At 42.2% G+C, this 16803-nt stretch carries 15 protein-coding genes; 12 read left to right on the top strand and 3 right to left on the bottom strand.

Features of this window, described 5'->3' with window-relative positions:
* Window positions 1-956 precede the first annotated feature (956 nt).
* Window positions 957-1574, top strand: a complete 618-nt coding sequence (locus tag I8J31_RS09795) for a hypothetical protein (RefSeq protein WP_233402685.1) — start codon at window positions 957-959, stop codon at window positions 1572-1574.
* Between the two features lie 13 nt (window positions 1575-1587).
* Here the strand turns inward: I8J31_RS09795 and I8J31_RS09790 are convergent, their stop codons facing one another.
* Window positions 1588-1872 (bottom strand): hypothetical protein, encoded by a 285-nt coding sequence (locus I8J31_RS09790; RefSeq protein ID WP_199468274.1) that lies wholly within the window; start codon window positions 1870-1872, stop codon window positions 1588-1590.
* A 364-nt stretch (window positions 1873-2236) separates the two neighbouring features.
* Between I8J31_RS09790 and I8J31_RS09785 the strand changes: the two genes are divergently transcribed.
* The 11 genes from I8J31_RS09785 to I8J31_RS09735 all read left to right on the top strand — a co-directional run bounded on the left by I8J31_RS09785 (window position 2237) and on the right by I8J31_RS09735 (window position 14937).
* Entirely contained in the window at window positions 2237-3235 is a 999-nt protein-coding gene (locus tag I8J31_RS09785; RefSeq protein ID WP_199468272.1) for a 3-oxoacyl-ACP synthase III family protein, read from the top strand.
* Between the two features lie 12 nt (window positions 3236-3247).
* Entirely contained in the window at window positions 3248-4135 is an 888-nt protein-coding gene (locus tag I8J31_RS09780; protein ID WP_199468269.1) for a hypothetical protein, read from the top strand.
* A 486-nt stretch (window positions 4136-4621) separates the two neighbouring features.
* On the top strand, window positions 4622-7786 hold the full coding sequence (locus I8J31_RS09775) for an ATP-binding protein (RefSeq protein ID WP_233402684.1): 3165 nt from the start codon (window positions 4622-4624) through the stop codon (window positions 7784-7786).
* Between the two features lie 41 nt (window positions 7787-7827).
* Window positions 7828-8175, top strand: a complete 348-nt coding sequence (locus I8J31_RS09770; RefSeq protein WP_199468265.1) for an Hpt domain-containing protein — start codon at window positions 7828-7830, stop codon at window positions 8173-8175.
* A gap of 227 nt (window positions 8176-8402) precedes the next feature.
* Window positions 8403-9704: a sn-glycerol-3-phosphate ABC transporter substrate-binding protein UgpB gene (gene ugpB, locus I8J31_RS09765; RefSeq protein WP_199468263.1), complete on the top strand. Its 1302-nt coding sequence runs from the start codon at window positions 8403-8405 to the stop codon at window positions 9702-9704.
* Window positions 9705-9794: 90 nt separating this feature from the next.
* Window positions 9795-10673: a sn-glycerol-3-phosphate ABC transporter permease UgpA gene (gene ugpA, locus I8J31_RS09760; protein WP_199468261.1), complete on the top strand. Its 879-nt coding sequence runs from the start codon at window positions 9795-9797 to the stop codon at window positions 10671-10673.
* Window positions 10670-11518 (top strand): sn-glycerol-3-phosphate ABC transporter permease UgpE, encoded by an 849-nt coding sequence (gene ugpE / locus I8J31_RS09755; protein ID WP_199468259.1) that lies wholly within the window; start codon window positions 10670-10672, stop codon window positions 11516-11518. Before ugpA ends, ugpE begins: the two co-directional genes overlap by 4 nt.
* Window positions 11519-11521: 3 nt before the next feature.
* Complete coding sequence (ugpC, locus tag I8J31_RS09750) at window positions 11522-12589, top strand: sn-glycerol-3-phosphate ABC transporter ATP-binding protein UgpC (RefSeq protein WP_199468257.1); 1068 nt, start codon at window positions 11522-11524, stop codon at window positions 12587-12589.
* Window positions 12590-12596: 7 nt separating this feature from the next.
* Window positions 12597-13355, top strand: coding sequence for a glycerophosphoryl diester phosphodiesterase (locus I8J31_RS09745; RefSeq protein ID WP_233402683.1), 759 nt, complete (start codon window positions 12597-12599; stop codon window positions 13353-13355).
* Between the two features lie 15 nt (window positions 13356-13370).
* Window positions 13371-14129 (top strand): DeoR/GlpR family DNA-binding transcription regulator, encoded by a 759-nt coding sequence (locus tag I8J31_RS09740; protein ID WP_199468255.1) that lies wholly within the window; start codon window positions 13371-13373, stop codon window positions 14127-14129.
* 7 nt (window positions 14130-14136) lie between these two features.
* Window positions 14137-14937, top strand: coding sequence for an HAD-IIB family hydrolase (locus I8J31_RS09735; RefSeq protein ID WP_199468253.1), 801 nt, complete (start codon window positions 14137-14139; stop codon window positions 14935-14937).
* 9 nt (window positions 14938-14946) lie between these two features.
* Here I8J31_RS09735 and I8J31_RS09730 read toward each other — a convergent pair whose 3' ends face one another.
* Together I8J31_RS09730 and I8J31_RS09725 are read right to left on the bottom strand one after the other, a co-directional pair.
* Window positions 14947-15867, bottom strand: coding sequence for a DUF808 domain-containing protein (locus I8J31_RS09730; protein WP_199468252.1), 921 nt, complete (start codon window positions 15865-15867; stop codon window positions 14947-14949).
* A 22-nt stretch (window positions 15868-15889) separates the two neighbouring features.
* Entirely contained in the window at window positions 15890-16657 is a 768-nt protein-coding gene (locus I8J31_RS09725) for an IclR family transcriptional regulator (RefSeq protein ID WP_199468249.1), read from the bottom strand.
* Between the last annotated feature and the right edge of the window lie 146 nt (window positions 16658-16803).

Raw genomic sequence — 16803 nt, 5'->3', positions numbered from 1 at the left:
AAATCCTCGTGTCGGCGGTTCGATTCCGTCTCTGGGCACCATCATAAAAAAACCTGCTTTTAAGCAGGTTTTTTTTTGTCTGAAATTTTGTTTATAAATGGTGCTTTAACTGTCAAATAGGCTAGCATGAAGCCTTGAACCTTCACTTATCCTTACTTTCCATTCTTTCTAGACCTCAGAAATTCTTATAATCGCTTACCTGAATATTGCTAAATCCAGCGCGCCAAAGAACCAGGGGAAACCATCATCGAGGGCGATATAATTCGAGCGGGTAAATATCATCATGGGTGAGTCTTTCCATGCCCCGCATGCTATCTGACATCATACCAGCCAACATCGGTGGCTTTGATGATATAGAAAAGAGGATGTGAGTGTATCACGAACTGGAAATAGGCGCCCTGTAGTCACTCTTCCTGGAGATTAATCAACACCTAGGAACGAATGCAGTAGGGTTTCAAGAGCCAGTGTGGCTAGGCGAGCAGAAAGTATAAAAATAACCTAATATACGGCAGAAACGCGCTCTAAAAACTTGTACCATCAATCCTTTTACTGAAGACGGATTTGTAGGAATGTCGATACATTTCAAAGGGATGGTAACACAGTATGGTTTGTTGCTTCTTTGAAAAGCAGGGTCTTTTACAGGAGAAAATAACATGATATGGCTGCTACCTTCCGCATTAGCCCTATTGATTAAACTATATTTATTCTTCCATTTAAGGTCACATAAAGAGACCAACATTTTTTTATGTCAAAATGTTGGTGGAAATAACTACTTCATCATTTTTTTGGTGTCGATATTTTTCATGAGTTGTTTCGAGCTGCTAAGTTTTTTTCAGATAGGGCACAACCTATTAGTGCTGAAGTTATACTACTGCACTACTATTTTTACTGCTCTGTATATATTTTTTAACTGTTTTAAAATATCACAGACTCCCCTTTTTATTAATAGAGGTGCCTTGCTCTTTTTTGCCAGTGCTTTGTCTTCTTTGGTTTTCTTCAGCAACAAGGTAATAGCTGATTTTAGTGTGCTCGATAATAATTCAATTACTCGTGTTGCGGGCGAGTATTATTTTGTTTTTCAAATTTACATGGTTTTTTTTATATTTCTTTCGACATTTTTTTTAATAAAAAATATTCTTAATGCAAAGGAGTATTATATCAAGTCAAGGTGCCTGATTACGTTGCTGGCGTTTCTGCCTTTTATGCTGGTGGCTGTGCTATTGATGCTGTTAATGCAGCTTGGCTACAGGGTAAATATGGCGGGTTTTTTATCGCTGGCAACCTGTTTTATGCTGCTTGTTTTTCTCTCTTTGAATAATAAGTATTCCTTATTTAAGGTGATGAAGTTCGTGCCCTTTTCGAGAGAGAGAGTTTATTATTTGAAATTGAGTGCGTTATTGGCACAGCTTTCACGGCCTTGGATGGAGGAAAGTGTTGATATGAAGTCCCTACTCAAAGAGATTGAAATCTTGGTGATTCAGAATGCCCATCATTATTTTGCGACTCAAAAAGAAGTAGCACAGGCATTGAGTATTTCCGAAAGCAACTTAAGTCGAAAACTAGACTCGAAATAGCAAAAGCAAAAGCTTATGTGTCGTTATCAGCGGGTGCATCTTGGCTGGCGATAATATAGCTATGCTCACCTTGATAACGAACAAAAGCATGCACCAAATGGTGGTTTTTTGGGTGAAAAATTTTCGGTGTAAGGGGGACTAACGCCTGTATTATCTTGTTTAAGGTTGCCAAGTCTATGCCGAATGCGGCTTGTAGTGGAGTGTCGTAATCTTCGCCTGTGTCAATCAGCTCATCGATTTGTTCAGGCGTCAACCCCAGCATCTGCTCTGCAATCAGTTTCGTTTTGTAGGTCTCCATGTATAAATCCTTTTTATAATATTTTGAAGAAATTATGCCTAGGTGGGAGAGGCATTGTCCTTTTCTCGAGTCTTACCTCTGCGTATATTTCGTATTCTTGTTCGCTTGATTTTTGTCCAGTAAATAAGTAAAAAAACACATTGTCAAAGTCTTTTTTCTAGAAAATAGCCTTTCTTTTTTGCAAATATGTAAAATAGATTTTAAATTTTAAATCGCATTTAAATCAATGTCTTATATGGTGGATTTCAAAAATGAAAGTTATCTTTTAAAACGTAAGGTTGTGTTTGTTATTACTTTTTCTTACTGGGGATATGAGGTTAGATGATTGCTTATGCAATTTTGCATAGTCAATGGAGAACTAACCATGTTAATGAAAGGAAATTGTCAAATTGCAGCGCTGGGGACGTATTTTCCTAAGCAAGTGGTCACCTCACGAGAGCTTATGAGAGAAATCAAATCCGAATTACATTATGGCATTTCTGAACACTGGCTAAGCGAGGTGTGTGGCATAGATGAACGACGAGTCGCCAGTGCGGAAGAATTGCCCAGTGTGCTTGCCATAAAAGCTGCCGAACAGGCATTGTCGGAAAGCGGCATTAACGCGAGGGACATTGATGCGGTGATTTTTTGTGGTATTAGTCGAGAATGGCTCGAACCCTCTATTGCCCATAAAGTACAACATGAATTAGGTTGTACCAATGCGATTAGCTTTGATGTTTCAAATGCTTGTCATGGCTTTATGAATGGCATAATAATAGCGGACAGTCTAATCCAGTGTAGTGATGCTACTCATGTATTGGTGGTCACTGGCGAGGCGTCTAGCGACATTACGAATTACTATGTAGACAAGTTGAGAAACAATAGTGCGTCATTGCAGAAAGAGCTAGGTGCATTGACACTGGGGGATGCTGGGGCAGCCATGGTACTTACGCCAAAAATCGATGGGCGGGGTTTCCAATATTTCAATTTTTACACAAATGCAAAATACACGGATTTGTGTAAAATAAGCCTAGACAAAAAAGGCAGGTATGAAGGGCAAATGGTGATGGGGAAGATTAGCTCAGTGGGAATCCGGTTACACTCAGCCTTGATAGAGCAAACCTATTTGGCACTACAATGGCAGCCCATGGATATTGCACACTTTATTTGCCATCAAACGGGTAGAAAACCACATCAACGTATGTCTGAAGTGGCGAAGGTATCACCACAGATAATGCCTGTTTCCTACAAACATTATGGCAATATCACTACCGCAACTATTCCGGTTAATTTGTATAATGTACAGGCGACACCCAACCAAAGAGTTCTTATTGCAGGTGCGGGCAGTGGGATATCAATTAGCCAAAGTGGCTTTATAGCATAACAGGAGATAAAAATGACATGGATGTTGCCATCTGCTATTGCTTTAGTTATCAAATGTTTTTTATTTTTTTATTCAAATGTCCATAAGAAGAAAAATTTCTTTATTTTACTTGTTTTGATGTTTTTTCTGAATTTCATCGAAATGATTAGCTTTTTAAGGTTAGGTTACTATTTTTTAGGGTTGAAATTATATTATTGTTTGGCTGCGTTCGTTGCTTTATATTTGTTGAAAAACTGCGTAGAAATATCAAATAGTTTTTATTTTTTTAAGAAGGATTTTTTATTTATCATTGCTTGCTTTTTATCTGGTGCTATCTTGCTTTCAGATAAAATAGTTGCTGGATTTTATTTTTTACCCAATGGCTCCATCACTCGGGTTGCAGGGGAATACTACTTTATTTTTCAGACATATATATTGAGTTTTTTATTGTGTTCCATCTTTATTTTAGTGAAGGGGGCCATGGCTAAAAAAGAATATGATGTAAGATCAAGGTGCATTGTCGCGCTTTTGGCTTTTGTCCCCTTTATTGTAATAGCTATTATATTGATGATCCTGATGCAGCTCGGTTACAGGGTCAATATGGCTGGTTTTTTGTCTCTGGCCTTGTGTTTTATGTTGTTTGTTTTCATTTCCTTGAGTGAAAAGCATAAATTATTCACCATGATGAAATTTGTACCCTTCTCGCAGGAGCGTGCACACTATTTAGAATTAAAAAAACACATTGAAAAACTAACTCTTCCTGCCATCGGTGAGTACATTGATATGAAATCGGTTTTAAAAGACGTGGAGATGGTAGTTATTCGCCATACGCATCACCATGCCAATTCACAAAAAGAAGTCGCACGGCGGTTGAGTCTGTCAGAAAGCAGCTTAAGTAAGAAAATGAGTAAAAAGTCCTAGGCACCCATTTCTTAAGCTTTGAAAATCCTCATGTCGGCGGTTCGATTTCGTCTCTGGGTATCATGATTAAGAAAAAAGGCCATCTATCCGTAGATGGCCTTTTTTCTCTACAATTTGTCTTACTGTATTGATGCCTTTCTTATTAGCCATGAGCTGATCAATGGGCGTAAGCGTAAGGGGAGCTATAATCGGATTAGCTCGGAAACAGGCATTAGCAGTGCTTATTTGCATAAGTTCCATATTAAGAAGCAAGCTGTATGTATTACAAACTTAAACAAGATTGCACAATTCTTCGCCGTTAAATATGTGGTGGTGAATTTCGACCCCTGATGGTCTTGGTGTTATTAATTCTCATTATCGATGACTTTCAGTTACATCTCTTAACTTAACCTCATATCTTCTCCAGCTTTGCCCTTCATGTAGTGTGCTAATCTTCAAAGACTCGTTCGACAAATTTTGTAGCAGCGGTATCTTATGATCAAAGGAATGAAGGCTATTTTAATAACAGCATGCGGTTATTTCCTGTTTGGATTGCTGGGGCTTTTGGCTGTCTTGCCTCCTAGTCATATGGCAACGATTTGGCCAGCTGCGGGCTTTGCTCTTGGTATGGTTTTAATCTTTCCTGTTAAGTGGGTCTTACTTGGTGTTTTCTTTGGCTCTTTGGCAGCCAATGGATTTTATGCTTGGCTGATTCATAGTACGTCATATTTCTCTGTCACATTCTTTTTTTCTGCTGTTGGCGCCGTGCTGCAATTTCTTGTGGCTGGATGGTTAGTAGATAGGTTGATAGACAAATCCTCTAGTATTCGCCATGTCAGTAATGTGCTGCGCCTTTTATTACTTATTGTTCCCCTTTCTGCTTTGGTTTATTCCTCGGTAGCGAGTCTGTCTCTCGCTTTTTCTGGTGATATTACATTGTCGTTTTTTGCTTTCCACTGGTTAACTTGGTGGACAGCGGTTGTTCTAGGTTGTCTTTTTATTACGCCTTGGTTTGTTGTGCTTTTTCCTCATTATTTTGGCGGGGATTCGCGATCTAAGTATCTGATTTTCTCTCTTTTTGTTGTCTTGGTATGTTCTATTTTATTGTCTTTGTGGGTAGGGGATTTTGAAAGGCGCAAACAGCAAGAAGAATTTAGAAACAATGCAGAGTTATTAAGAACATCATTAAGCGGTAGAGTGAGAAGCGCAGAGGATATCTTATACGGCATTGTTGGTTTAGTACGGGGCAGTAATCAAGTGGATGCTGTAGAATTTCAGCGCTATGCTGATAGTGTTATGTATCATGACTCTTCGATACAGGCTTTATCTTTAAATTTAGCCGTGTCAGGCGCTGAGCTGGGTAAGCTCGAGCATTTTATTGAGAACAACTACCCCAGTTTTGATTTTTTTATAAAACAGCATAATAGTGCAGGAGAGTTGGTTGCTGTTATGCCACGAGACCTTCATGTGGTGGTGAGTTACATTGCCCCTTTTGAAGAAAATAAGAGCGCGATTGGCTTTGATGTGTATTCTCAAGTTGATCGTCGTTATGCCATTGATCAAGCCATTGAACGTAATAGAGCCTACCCTACAGGGCCGATTAATTTAGTTCAAAATAGTGTCGGCGTACTGCTTTTTTTACCCCTTTTAGACCATGACAATATCACTTTTTTGGGGGTTGCTACTGCTCTGATTCAAATGGAAGAGTTATCGAAAAGAATCGTACATCGTGGTTTATTGCCTAATACAGAGCTCTATTTAATCGATATGGGGAGGGAGGCTGTTGGGCCTAAGTTGTTAGCAAGTAGCGCCGATGCAAGGTTATCGACTGATGCGCTTCTATCAGGTCTTGATAGAAGCATCTTTGGTAATAGTGTGACGTATGATGTCGAAGTGGGTGCGCATCAATGGAATCTGATTCAGGTGAGTGAAAATGTATTTTTTAGGCAGCCTTGGAGTGTGTATTTGGTTGTGACGAGTGTTTTGTTAGTGGCCAGTTTATTGAGCTGGTTTCTATTGCTTATTAATAATTATACTGCGGAGGTTGAGCGTCAAGTGGCGCGCCGTACACAGGATCTACAGTTAGCGAATAAATCTTTGAAAGAGTCTGAGCTTGCACACAGCAAGGCAAAACTTGAGGCGGAGCGCGCGAATAGGGCAAAAAGTGAATTTTTGGCCAACATGAGTCACGAGATCCGTACTCCACTAAACGGGGTAATTGGTTGCCTTTCTTTGTTAATCAATACGGGCTTAAGGTCTGAGCAAAGTAATTTGGCTAGGCTTTCTCAGCAGAGTGCTGAATCCTTGTTAGATATTATTAATGACCTGCTAGATTTATCTAAGATAGAGGTGGGGAGCTTTGTTTTAGATAAGCACTCTTTTGATTTGAGGGCATTAATTGAAGAAATCGCGCTCTTTTTCAGTGCTAAATCAGAAAATAAAAAAATTGCATTGTATATACCTACCAGTGCTACCCCCCAGATTCGATTATTGGCTGATCGCCTGCGCTTGAAGCAGGTGTTAGTGAATTTATTAGGAAATGCTATTAAGTTTACTCGAGAGGGTGAAGTGTCGTTGCGTATTGTGGTGGATCCTTTAGACGAAAATACGGTGATTTTACGATTCACTATTACTGACACTGGTGTTGGTATTTCTCAAGCGAGTCAAGATCAGTTATTTCAGCGTTTTAGGCAAGGGGATGGTTCGACTACTCGCCAGTTTGGCGGCACTGGGTTAGGCTTGGCTATTAGCAAAGATATTGTAGACGCGATGGGCGGAGAAATCGGTTTTAGCTCAGGTGAAGGAAAGGGGGCAACATTTTGGTTCAGTGTCCCTCTTGCTTTTGATCCTACCTTTGCCCTGTCAGAAGAGAAGCCGCATGGTGATTTAAGAGCACTTGTCATTTATCAAGACAATACGGGGCGTGACTATATAACTAGTCTATTGGAAATGATGGGCGTTTCTTTCCAGTCCTATGAGACGATTTCTCAGGTCTTATTAGATAGCCCATTGGCTGCTGATTGCCTACTGCTTGATGAGCAAGTAGTGACGAGCTCTCTTATTGATGATCTAGATAAATTAGAGCGTCTTTGTCAGGCACAAGAAATAAAACAGATTTTGTTGAAGGGGCGTTCTGATGTGAGTTTTAATTCAGATCGATATTTTGCATTTTTAACTAAGCCCATATTTTATCAGTCACTAGAAAGTGTCTTAGATAGTATGGTGACTTTACCTCTAGGAGAGAAGGTTATGAAAGAGAGTGGCGCAGAAAATAAATCAGAAGAGCGTCCTGCCTTTAACGCAAAAATTCTTTTGGTGGAAGATAATGTTACCAATCAAATTGTTGCACGCGGTTTGCTGAATTTATACGGTATTGATGTGGTGGTTGCAGAACATGGTCAAAAAGCCGTGGAGCTTGCTGCAACCACTAAATTTGATTTGATTTTTATGGACTGCCAGATGCCTGTCATGGATGGTTATGAAGCTACCAGACAGATACGTAAGATGACGAATAGCCAAACACCTGCAGATGTTGTTATTGTTGCCTTGAGTGCCAATGCCATGAAAGGGGATGATGATATTTGTTTTGCTGCGGGAATGAATGATCATATGGGTAAACCTATTTCACAACAGAAGTTAACCGCTATGCTGACTAAATGGCTCCCCTACTGAGTGCCAGTTGTTGACATTAAATGAAGCGGGAGTCTCTACCTATGCTTGAGTCTAAAATATTTGATTATAGCGACTATGAAAATCGATTGGCTTTTAATCAAGAGCTGATGATCTTGGTAGCGAGTGAATTTATTAAGGAAGCAACAGGCTTACTCAAGCAACTCCATGGTTTTGCTGAGGATCAGGATTGGACCAATTTGGCCATTGTTGCGCACCGTCTAAAGGGTGCTAGCTCAGAAGTTTCTAGTTATGGGGTGAATCATGGCGCTACAGAGATTGAGCAGTTGGCAAAACAGCATCAAGTGGAGGGGCTTTCTGAGTGTCTTATTCATTTGTCCCATGAGTTTGAGCTGCTAAAAGCCGCTCTTATTGCAGAAATCCTTTCTTAAGTTCTTATATTCCGATTTTATTCCATGTGAACCGCATGCTAATGAGCTAGATGGCGGCGTTTGTTTTCCTTTCATTTGTTGTGTGTTTTTTATTCTAAGCAAAGAAAAATGCGACGATTTTAAAGTTTTGTGTTTCAAATGAAATCTAACTATCATCAAAGTGAAATATTTGCTCTCTATAGTCGTTCTTTCTTTTCTAATAAAAACTCATTGTGAGGAACACGGAAATGCATAATTTTAAATTGGCGTCAGTAGTAATTGGTTTGTCTATTGCTAGCTCAGGGTTTGCTGCGACAGAAGTCGAATGGTGGCACGCAATGGGTGGTGCAAATGGTGAGAAGGTAAATGAAATTGCTAAAGCGTTTAACGATTCTCAAGACGCGTATGAAGTAAAGCCTGTCTATAAAGGTAATTACACCGAAACCATGACCTCTGCTATTGCTGCCTTTCGAGCGAAACAGCAACCCGCTATCGTGCAAGTGTTTGAAGTGGGTACTGCTAGTATGATGGCCGCAAAAGGCGCTATTTACCCTGTCTATAAGTTGATGCGTGAGTCAGGCCAGCCATTTGATGAAAGCTCTTATTTAAGCGCTGTGACGGGCTACTACACGAATAGCGACGGCAAGATGCTATCTATGCCATTTAACAGTTCCACCCCTGTGCTTTATTACAACAAAGACCTGTTTAACAAAGCGGGTATTAAGCAAGTGCCTAAAACCTGGCAAGACGTAGAAAGTGTGTCTAAGAAGCTGCAAGCGTCTGGTGTGAAATGTGGTTTCACCACAGCTTGGCAATCTTGGGTTCACTTAGAAAACCTAAGCGCTCGTCACAATGTGCCATTTGCTACGCTTGAAAATGGTTTTGGTGGTCTGAAAACCGAATTGAAACTGAACGGTCCCTTGCAAGTTGCCCATATTAAAAAAATGGGCGAATGGCAAAAGAGCGGTATTTTTAGCTATTCAGGCCGTAGGAATGATGGTGCGGCTAAGTTTTATAGTCAAGAATGCGCCATGTATACCGAATCTTCAGCCGGTTATGCGGGTATTAAACGTAATGCGAAATTCGACTTTGGTGTAGCGGAACTTCCCTATTGGGAAGGAAAAGTTAAACAGCCATCTAATACCATTATTGGTGGTGCGTCTTTATGGGTGCTGCAAGGGCATTCTAAAGAAGAATATCGTGGTGTTGCTTCTTTCCTAAGTTACCTATCTCGCGCTTCCGTTCAGGCAGATTGGCATCAGTTTTCTGGTTATTTACCCATCACGAAAGCAGCTTATAGCTTGACTAAAGGTCAGGGTTTTTATAGCGCAAACTCTGGTACGGAAACCGCTGTTGTTCAGATGACAACGGGCACGCCAACCGCGAATACCAAAGGCTTACGTTTAGGTAACTTTGTGCAGATTCGTGGTGTGATTGATGAAGAACTAGAGTCTGTATGGAGTGGAAAAGTGGATGCACAAACCGCTCTAGATGTAACGGTTAAACGTGGTAATGCATTATTGCGTAAGTTTGAAAAAGCAAACGATTAAGCAAAATAGTTACCCTTATGAATCTTCATAAGGGTATTTTCTTGTGGTTTTTATTTTTGATTTTTCGTTCTCTTTTGTTTGGATTGTCCCATGACAGTTACCTTCCCTCAAAAAGGCCTGCCTTGGTTGTTGCTTTTGCCGCAACTCTTGGTCACGGCCATTTTTTTTCTTTGGCCTGCTGAGCAAGCTTTAGAGCAAGCGTTTTACCAAGAAGATGCCTTTGGTTTAAGTCGAGAATTTGTCGGCCTAGAAAATTTTGTTTATTTGTTCACAGATCCCCTTTATTACCAATCCATGTTAACCACGCTCGTCTTTAGTTTTTCTGTGGCAATTATGGGTATGTCTGTAGCGTTATTTTTGGCGGTCATGGCGGATAGGGTCATTCGTGGCAAGTTGACTTATCAAACCTTGTTGATTTGGCCTTACGCTGTGGCGCCAGCCTTAGCGGGTGTGTTGTGGTGGATTTTATTTGACCCAAGTATGGGGCCAATTGCTTTATGGTTGGGATCGGCAGGCGTGGATTGGAATCATTACCTCGATGGTAATCAAGCCATGATATTGGTGGTTATTGCTTCCACATGGAAACAGATTAGTTATAACTTCTTGTTTTTTTTAGCTGGTTTACAAGCAGTCCCAAGATCTTTGATTGAGGCGGCGTCTATTGATGGGGCAAGTCCAGTGAAGCGTTTTTGGACCATTGTCTTTCCGCTCCTGTCACCAACGACTTTCTTCTTACTGGTCGTAAATCTTGTTTATGCTTTCTTTGAGACCTTTGGTGTTATTGATGCCACGACCAAAGGTGGCCCGGGTCAAAGTACGAACACCTTGGTTTATAAGGTATTCGAAGACGGCTTTATTGGCTTAGATCTAGGTGGGTCGGCCGCTCAGTCTGTTGTTTTAATGGCAATAGTCGGTGTGTTGACCGTGATTCAATTTCGTTTCATTGAGCGCAAGGTGCAGTACTCATGATAGAAAATCGACCTTGGTTAACTTTTATCAGTCACGCCACTTTAATGCTGGGTATTGCATTAGTCGCTTTACCTGTATGGATGGCATTGGTTGCTTCGACACACCCAGCTTCCGCGTTTGGCGTCGGTCATATTCCACTTTGGTTTGGCAGCGCCGGAATGGAGACATGGCAAACTGTGCTGTTTGAACAAGCGGGGAATGGTATTGATACACCTGTCTGGGTGATGATGTTGAATTCTTTAGTAATGGCGCTAGGAATTACCTTTGGAAAAATTGCCATTTCCTTGTTGTCTGCTTATGCCATTGTTTTCTTTCGGTTTCCGTTTCGTAATCTGTGTTTTTGGATCATTTTCATGACCCTAATGCTGCCCGTTGAGGTGCGGATTGTGCCAACCTATCAGGTGGTCGCAAACTTGGATTTGCTTAATAGCTATACGGGATTAACCTTACCTTTAATTGCCAGTGCTACGGCGACTTTCTTATTCCGTCAGTGCTTTTTGAGTATTCCGGGTGAGCTGGTGGAGGCGGCCAGAATTGATGGTGCTGGGCCATGGCGTTTCTTCTTTGATATTTTGCTACCCATGTCTCGGACGAATATCGCGGCCTTGTTTGTGATCTTGTTTATTTATGGTTGGAATCAATATTTATGGCCTCTACTGATCACTACAGATGATGCCTATTACACCCTAGTGATGAGTATTAAACGCATGTTGTCTGTTAATGATGGCGATATCGCATGGAATCAAATAATGGCGACCACTTTGCTCGCGATGCTGCCTCCGGTGGCTGTCGTAATTGGTATGCAAAAGTTGTTTGTGAAAGGCCTAGTGGACGCGGAGAAATAAGTTATGTCAGACGTTGTTTTGAAGAATATTGGTAAAACCTATCTTAATGGCTTCTGTGCGATTCCAAGTATGGACCTCACTATTGAAGAAGGAGAATTTATTGTTTTGGTTGGTCCTTCTGGCTGCGGAAAATCAACATTGCTACGTATGGTGGCGGGCCTTGAAAGCATTACTCAAGGGGATTTGTTGATTAAGGGAAATAAGGTTAATGAGAAAGAACCTGCTGACCGTGATATCGCTATGGTGTTTCAGAACTATGCGCTTTATCCCCATATGTCTGTGTATGGCAATATGTCCTATGGGTTGAAAAATCGAGGCACAAGTAAAGCGGTCATCGCCGAGAAGGTGAATGCGGTGGCGACCATGTTGGGGTTGGAAGAACTGTTAGAGCGTAAACCTAGAGAACTGTCTGGTGGTCAGCGTCAGCGGGTTGCTATGGGGCGGGCTATGGTACGTGACCCAAAGGTGTTTCTGTTTGATGAGCCGTTATCGAATCTTGATGCTAAATTACGCGTGCAAATGCGCATGGAAATTCGTCAATTACAGCGTAAATTAGGCACCACCACCTTATATGTGACTCACGATCAAGTGGAAGCGATGACTTTAGCTGATCGTTTGGTGGTATTGAATAAAGGCGTGGCCGAGCAGATAGGCACGCCAATGGATTTGTATAACAAACCAGCCACGCCTTTTGTAGCAGCGTTTATTGGTTCGCCGTCAATGAACTTGTTTGATGCTAATCTTACCGAGAAAGGCGTGAGCTTGTCGGAATCGCTGTATCTGCCGTTACCTCATGCTCACCGTGGCAGTATTGTGTGGGGGATTCGTCCTGAGCATTTGGCCATTGTTGATGAGCAAGATGCGGATTTTGCTTTAGAAATTCTCGCGGTAGAATCACTTGGCGCTGAAACCCTTGTGCATGGGGTATTAAAAGATGGTTCAGTGCAGGGAAAAGCCATGGTAGTGCGCCTTGCAGGGCCACATAATCCAGAGTTAAATAGCTTGCTTTGGTTATCAGCACCAGCAACTCATTGGCATATTTTTGATGCCATCACTCAGCAAAGGTTATGAGGGTAAGATGCGAAAGGAAAAGATGTCGACAACGGATATTTTAAAAACAAGGGTGATGGGGCACCGTGGTGCGGCTTTGTTAGCGCCAGAAAATACCTTGTCATCTATCCGTGCTGCAGCACGAGCCGGTGTTACTTGGGTTGAAATTGATGTTTATTTGATTGCCCAAGGCGGTTTGATCATTTTTCATGACGATAAGCTAGATCGTTGCACTAATGGCTCAGGCGTGACTCGCCAAGTTCTGCCAGAGGAGGTAGCGGCCCTAGATGCGGGAGGGTATTTTTCATCTGATTTTGTTGGGGAGAAAATACCCACTTTACTGGAAGCATTAGACTGTATTCAATCTTTAAATCTAGGTTTAAACCTAGAAATTAAACATGATGAAGCGGATGTTGAAAGCATTGTGCCTGCGGTCATGGATATTTTGCAGAGACATTGGAAAGATAACGACAAATTGATGATTTCTAGCTTTAATTATGAGGCTTTACAATTATGTTATCAGATAAATAAAACCCGTCATCTAGCTCAATTGTATGAAAATATTCCGCAAGATTGGCAAGCACAGTTAGAAAGCATTGAGGCTTATAGCCTAAATTGTGATTATGCTTGTTTGACGAAACAGCAGGCTCAGGCAGTCAAAGCGGCAGGTTATAAGTTACTTTGTTATACCGCCAATGAGCCTCAGTTGGTGGAATCTCATTGGCAATGGGGAATGGATGCCATTATTACCGATGACCCTACGCAGTTTGCATCATTTATTGATTAGGAGAAGGGCCTGACTTTGGACTTGAACGAGCGGCAGCAACAAATACTTAACTGGGTTCAGCAAGAAGATAGGCTCTTGGTAGAGGACATGGTGACGCGTTTTTCTGTGTCTTCTCAAACCATCCGAAAAGACATTAATCAGCTTGCTGAACGGCATTTAGTAAGACGAACCCATGGCGGAATTGCACCTGTTTCCAGTACTGAAAACTTGCCCTTTGATCACCGCTTGTTTTTGAATGGGGATGCTAAAAGTGCGATTGCTCATCAAGCAGCGAAAATGATTCCTGATGGGGCTTCTGTCTTTTTAGGGGTTGGTACCACAGTAGAATATGTTGCTAAGGCCTTATTATCTCATCGGCACTTACAGGTATTTACGAATAACTTAACGGTGGCGACTATCCTAGGCAATAACCCAGATATTCGTGTTCGTGTACTAGCTGGAAAACTGCGACATCGACATCATGATTTAGTGGGCGAAGAGACCTTGTCCGGTCTTAGGCAATATTATTTTGATTATGGTGTACTTGGTTGCGGTGGCATGGATGAGGGGCAGGGTATATTAGACTTTGACCCAGAAGAAGCGGCAGTGAGCCGAGTTTTAGTCGAACAAAGCCGTCATAGTTTGCTGGTGGCAGATCAACATAAATGGGGCCGTAAGGCGATGGCCCGCGTGCATCCTTTTATGGCGGTCGATTGGCTGTTCAGTGATTACTTAACAACAGAACAAACCCATTTACTCACCTCACAAGGTGTTCAGATTCAACTTTGCTCCTAGGATGGCTATGTCTATCTCTTCTCTTTCTGACCTTGCTTCACATCATTGCCGAGGCTTACGTTTTATCCTCACGGATGTGGATGATACCTTAACTTGGTTGGGACAATTACCCGTAGAAACCTTGCAGGCTTTAGCCCAGTTACAAGCGAATGATATTAGGGTTATTCCTGTAACAGGAGGCTGTGCGGGGTGGTCTGATATGATCGCGCGCACCTTACCTGTTGATGGGGTGATTACCGAAGGCGGGGCCTGTTTTATTGGTAAAACAACTGATCAGCGGCTGACCTACCAATTCTGGCGTGATGAGCAAGTTATGCGAGATGAGCAGTCTCGTTTGTTAGCAAAAGTCACCGACGTTCTGCAGGCGTTCCCAATTTTGCGCTTAGCCCGCGATCAAGCATATCGTCTAACGGATGTGGCGATTGATTACGCTCAAGACATTAAACCTGCCGCCCTTGAGGAAAAAGAAGCCTGTCTAGACGCCTTGATAGCATTAGGCATTAATGCGAAAGCCAGTTCAATTCATATTAATGTGTGCTCGGAAGGATATGATAAGTTTGCCATGGCGCAACGAATACTAAGTCAGGTTTATGGTTTAAGCGATACGGAGCAAAAGGTGCAGGTGTTATACGTAGGCGATGCGCCTAATGACGAAAGTATGTTTGCTCGTTTTCCATTGAGTGTTGGTGTGGCAAATATTAGTGAGCATCTGTCAAAAATGCACTATTTACCCGGTTACCAAACTACTCAACCGGGTGGGTTAGGCTTTGCCGAATTAGCCGACTTTATTTTGTCTGCACGGCGTTAGAACTCTTCTTTACTTGATGTTTTTTTTGGGTGTCTTCTTGGGGAAAAACGAAGCGATCCAAACGGTAACTCCGCCAAGGGCAAGTCCTACGGCTAAGCTGATGCCAGTATTGATAGCGCCTGTTATAATGGGGTATTGAGCGATTTCGCCAGCAACAGCCATCCCTGCGAGGTGATGTAGGGTAGGCAAACCATGGACAAAAATACCGCCACCCACTAAAAACATGGTAATGGTTCCCACGATAGTAAGTAGACGTATGAGCATAGGTGCGCCTTTTAAAATGGCATTGCCAAACACCTTCACTAGTTTATTGGTGGATTGGAATAAGTACAGGCCAATATCATCAAGACGAACAATCACCCCTACCAAGGCATAGACACCAAGGGTGACGACAATGGCGATTAGACTGACAACGAGAGCTTGGGTTACTAGGTCTTGGCCCGCTACTGTGCCAAGTGAGATGACAATAATCTCCGCAGAGAGAACAAAGTCAGTACGAATGGCGCCCTTTACTTTATTGTTTTCTAGCGCCAGTAATTCAGGCGCCGACTCGGCTTGTTGTAGGTTTTTCCTGAGAGTTTGTTTTTCGTCGTCGTGTTGAAAATAGTGTAGAACCTTTTCGACACCTTCGAAGCATAGGTACAAGCCACCAAGCATTAATAAAGGCTGAATTAACCAAGGAATAAAGGCACTGATCGCGAGGGCGAGAGGCACTAGAATTAACTTGTTGAGGAATGACCCTTTGGCAACTGCCCAGACCACAGGCAGTTCTCTATCAGCTTTTACCCCAGAGACTTGCTCAGCATTGAGCGCAAGGTCATCACCTAGTACCCCAGCGGTTTTCTTGGCTGCCACTTTAGAGAAAACGGCGACATCATCCAGTAGGGTGGTGATATCGTCTAATAGTGCCAGTAATCCAGTCATTGCCATTGTCGTTTTCTCTAAGAGTCGGTTAGTTGCAAGCGCCTAAACGTTTGGATATATCATCCGCAGCGGCTTTTACTTGGCTTTGCATCTCAATAAAAGTGTCATCATCTACTCGAAAGGAAGGGGCGGTGACACTGATTGCTGCTACAGGTTCATTGAGAGCATTGAAAATAGTGGCCGCCGCGCATTTAATCCCCATTTCATGTTCTTCCAAATCCAATGAAATACCACTCACCTTGATGGTATCTAGTTCTATTTGTAATGCTTCTGGGCTGTCTAGAGTATGTTCTGTGTGACGGAAGAAAGATTGTGAAGCAATGGCGGCTTGTTGTTTCTCGTTCGGTAAGAACGCCAGAATGGCCTTGCCGACACCTGTACAGTAGGCGGGGCCTTTTTTACCTACGGCAGAATATAGACGCAGACTCTTTGGGCTCTCTAATTTATCGATATAAATGACTTCTCCATCGTCAAGTACGGCGAGGTGGATGGTCTCTTGAGTGGCAGCCCATAAGCCTCGCATAGGTGAGGCGGCGACGTCTCTAATATCTAAGTTTGCCCAAGTTCTATGAGCTAAGGTTAGCAGGCCATAACCCGGATAGTAGGCTTGGCTGTGTTCATCAAAACGCACGAGTCCATGTTCAAGTAGTGTGTTTAATTGGCGGTGTGCGGTGGCTTTTGGTAATTCGGATAAGTCGACTAACTCGGCAAACCGTAAAGGAACCGGTGACGTGCAAACATGATTAAGCATATTGAGGGCTTTACTCAGTGAGGAGCCATTGGTCTTAGTTTCCATTGCATGTCCTAAAAAGAGTTGTTTTTAAAATGACTGTATCTAAAGGTAATTAAAGCAGATGCTTGTCTGCTCTAGTATTGTGCGTTATATGTGGCCAAAATCAAACCAGCTATCCCCTCAAAAATACGTTAAGAAACAAAAAAGTA

Origin of the sequence: Marinomonas transparens (assembly GCF_016463975.1) — a bacterium.
Lineage (GTDB): Bacteria > Pseudomonadota > Gammaproteobacteria > Pseudomonadales > Marinomonadaceae > Marinomonas > Marinomonas transparens.
The sequence above is the reverse complement of the archived record's forward strand: the minus strand, read 5'-3'. Positions and strand labels throughout refer to the sequence as shown.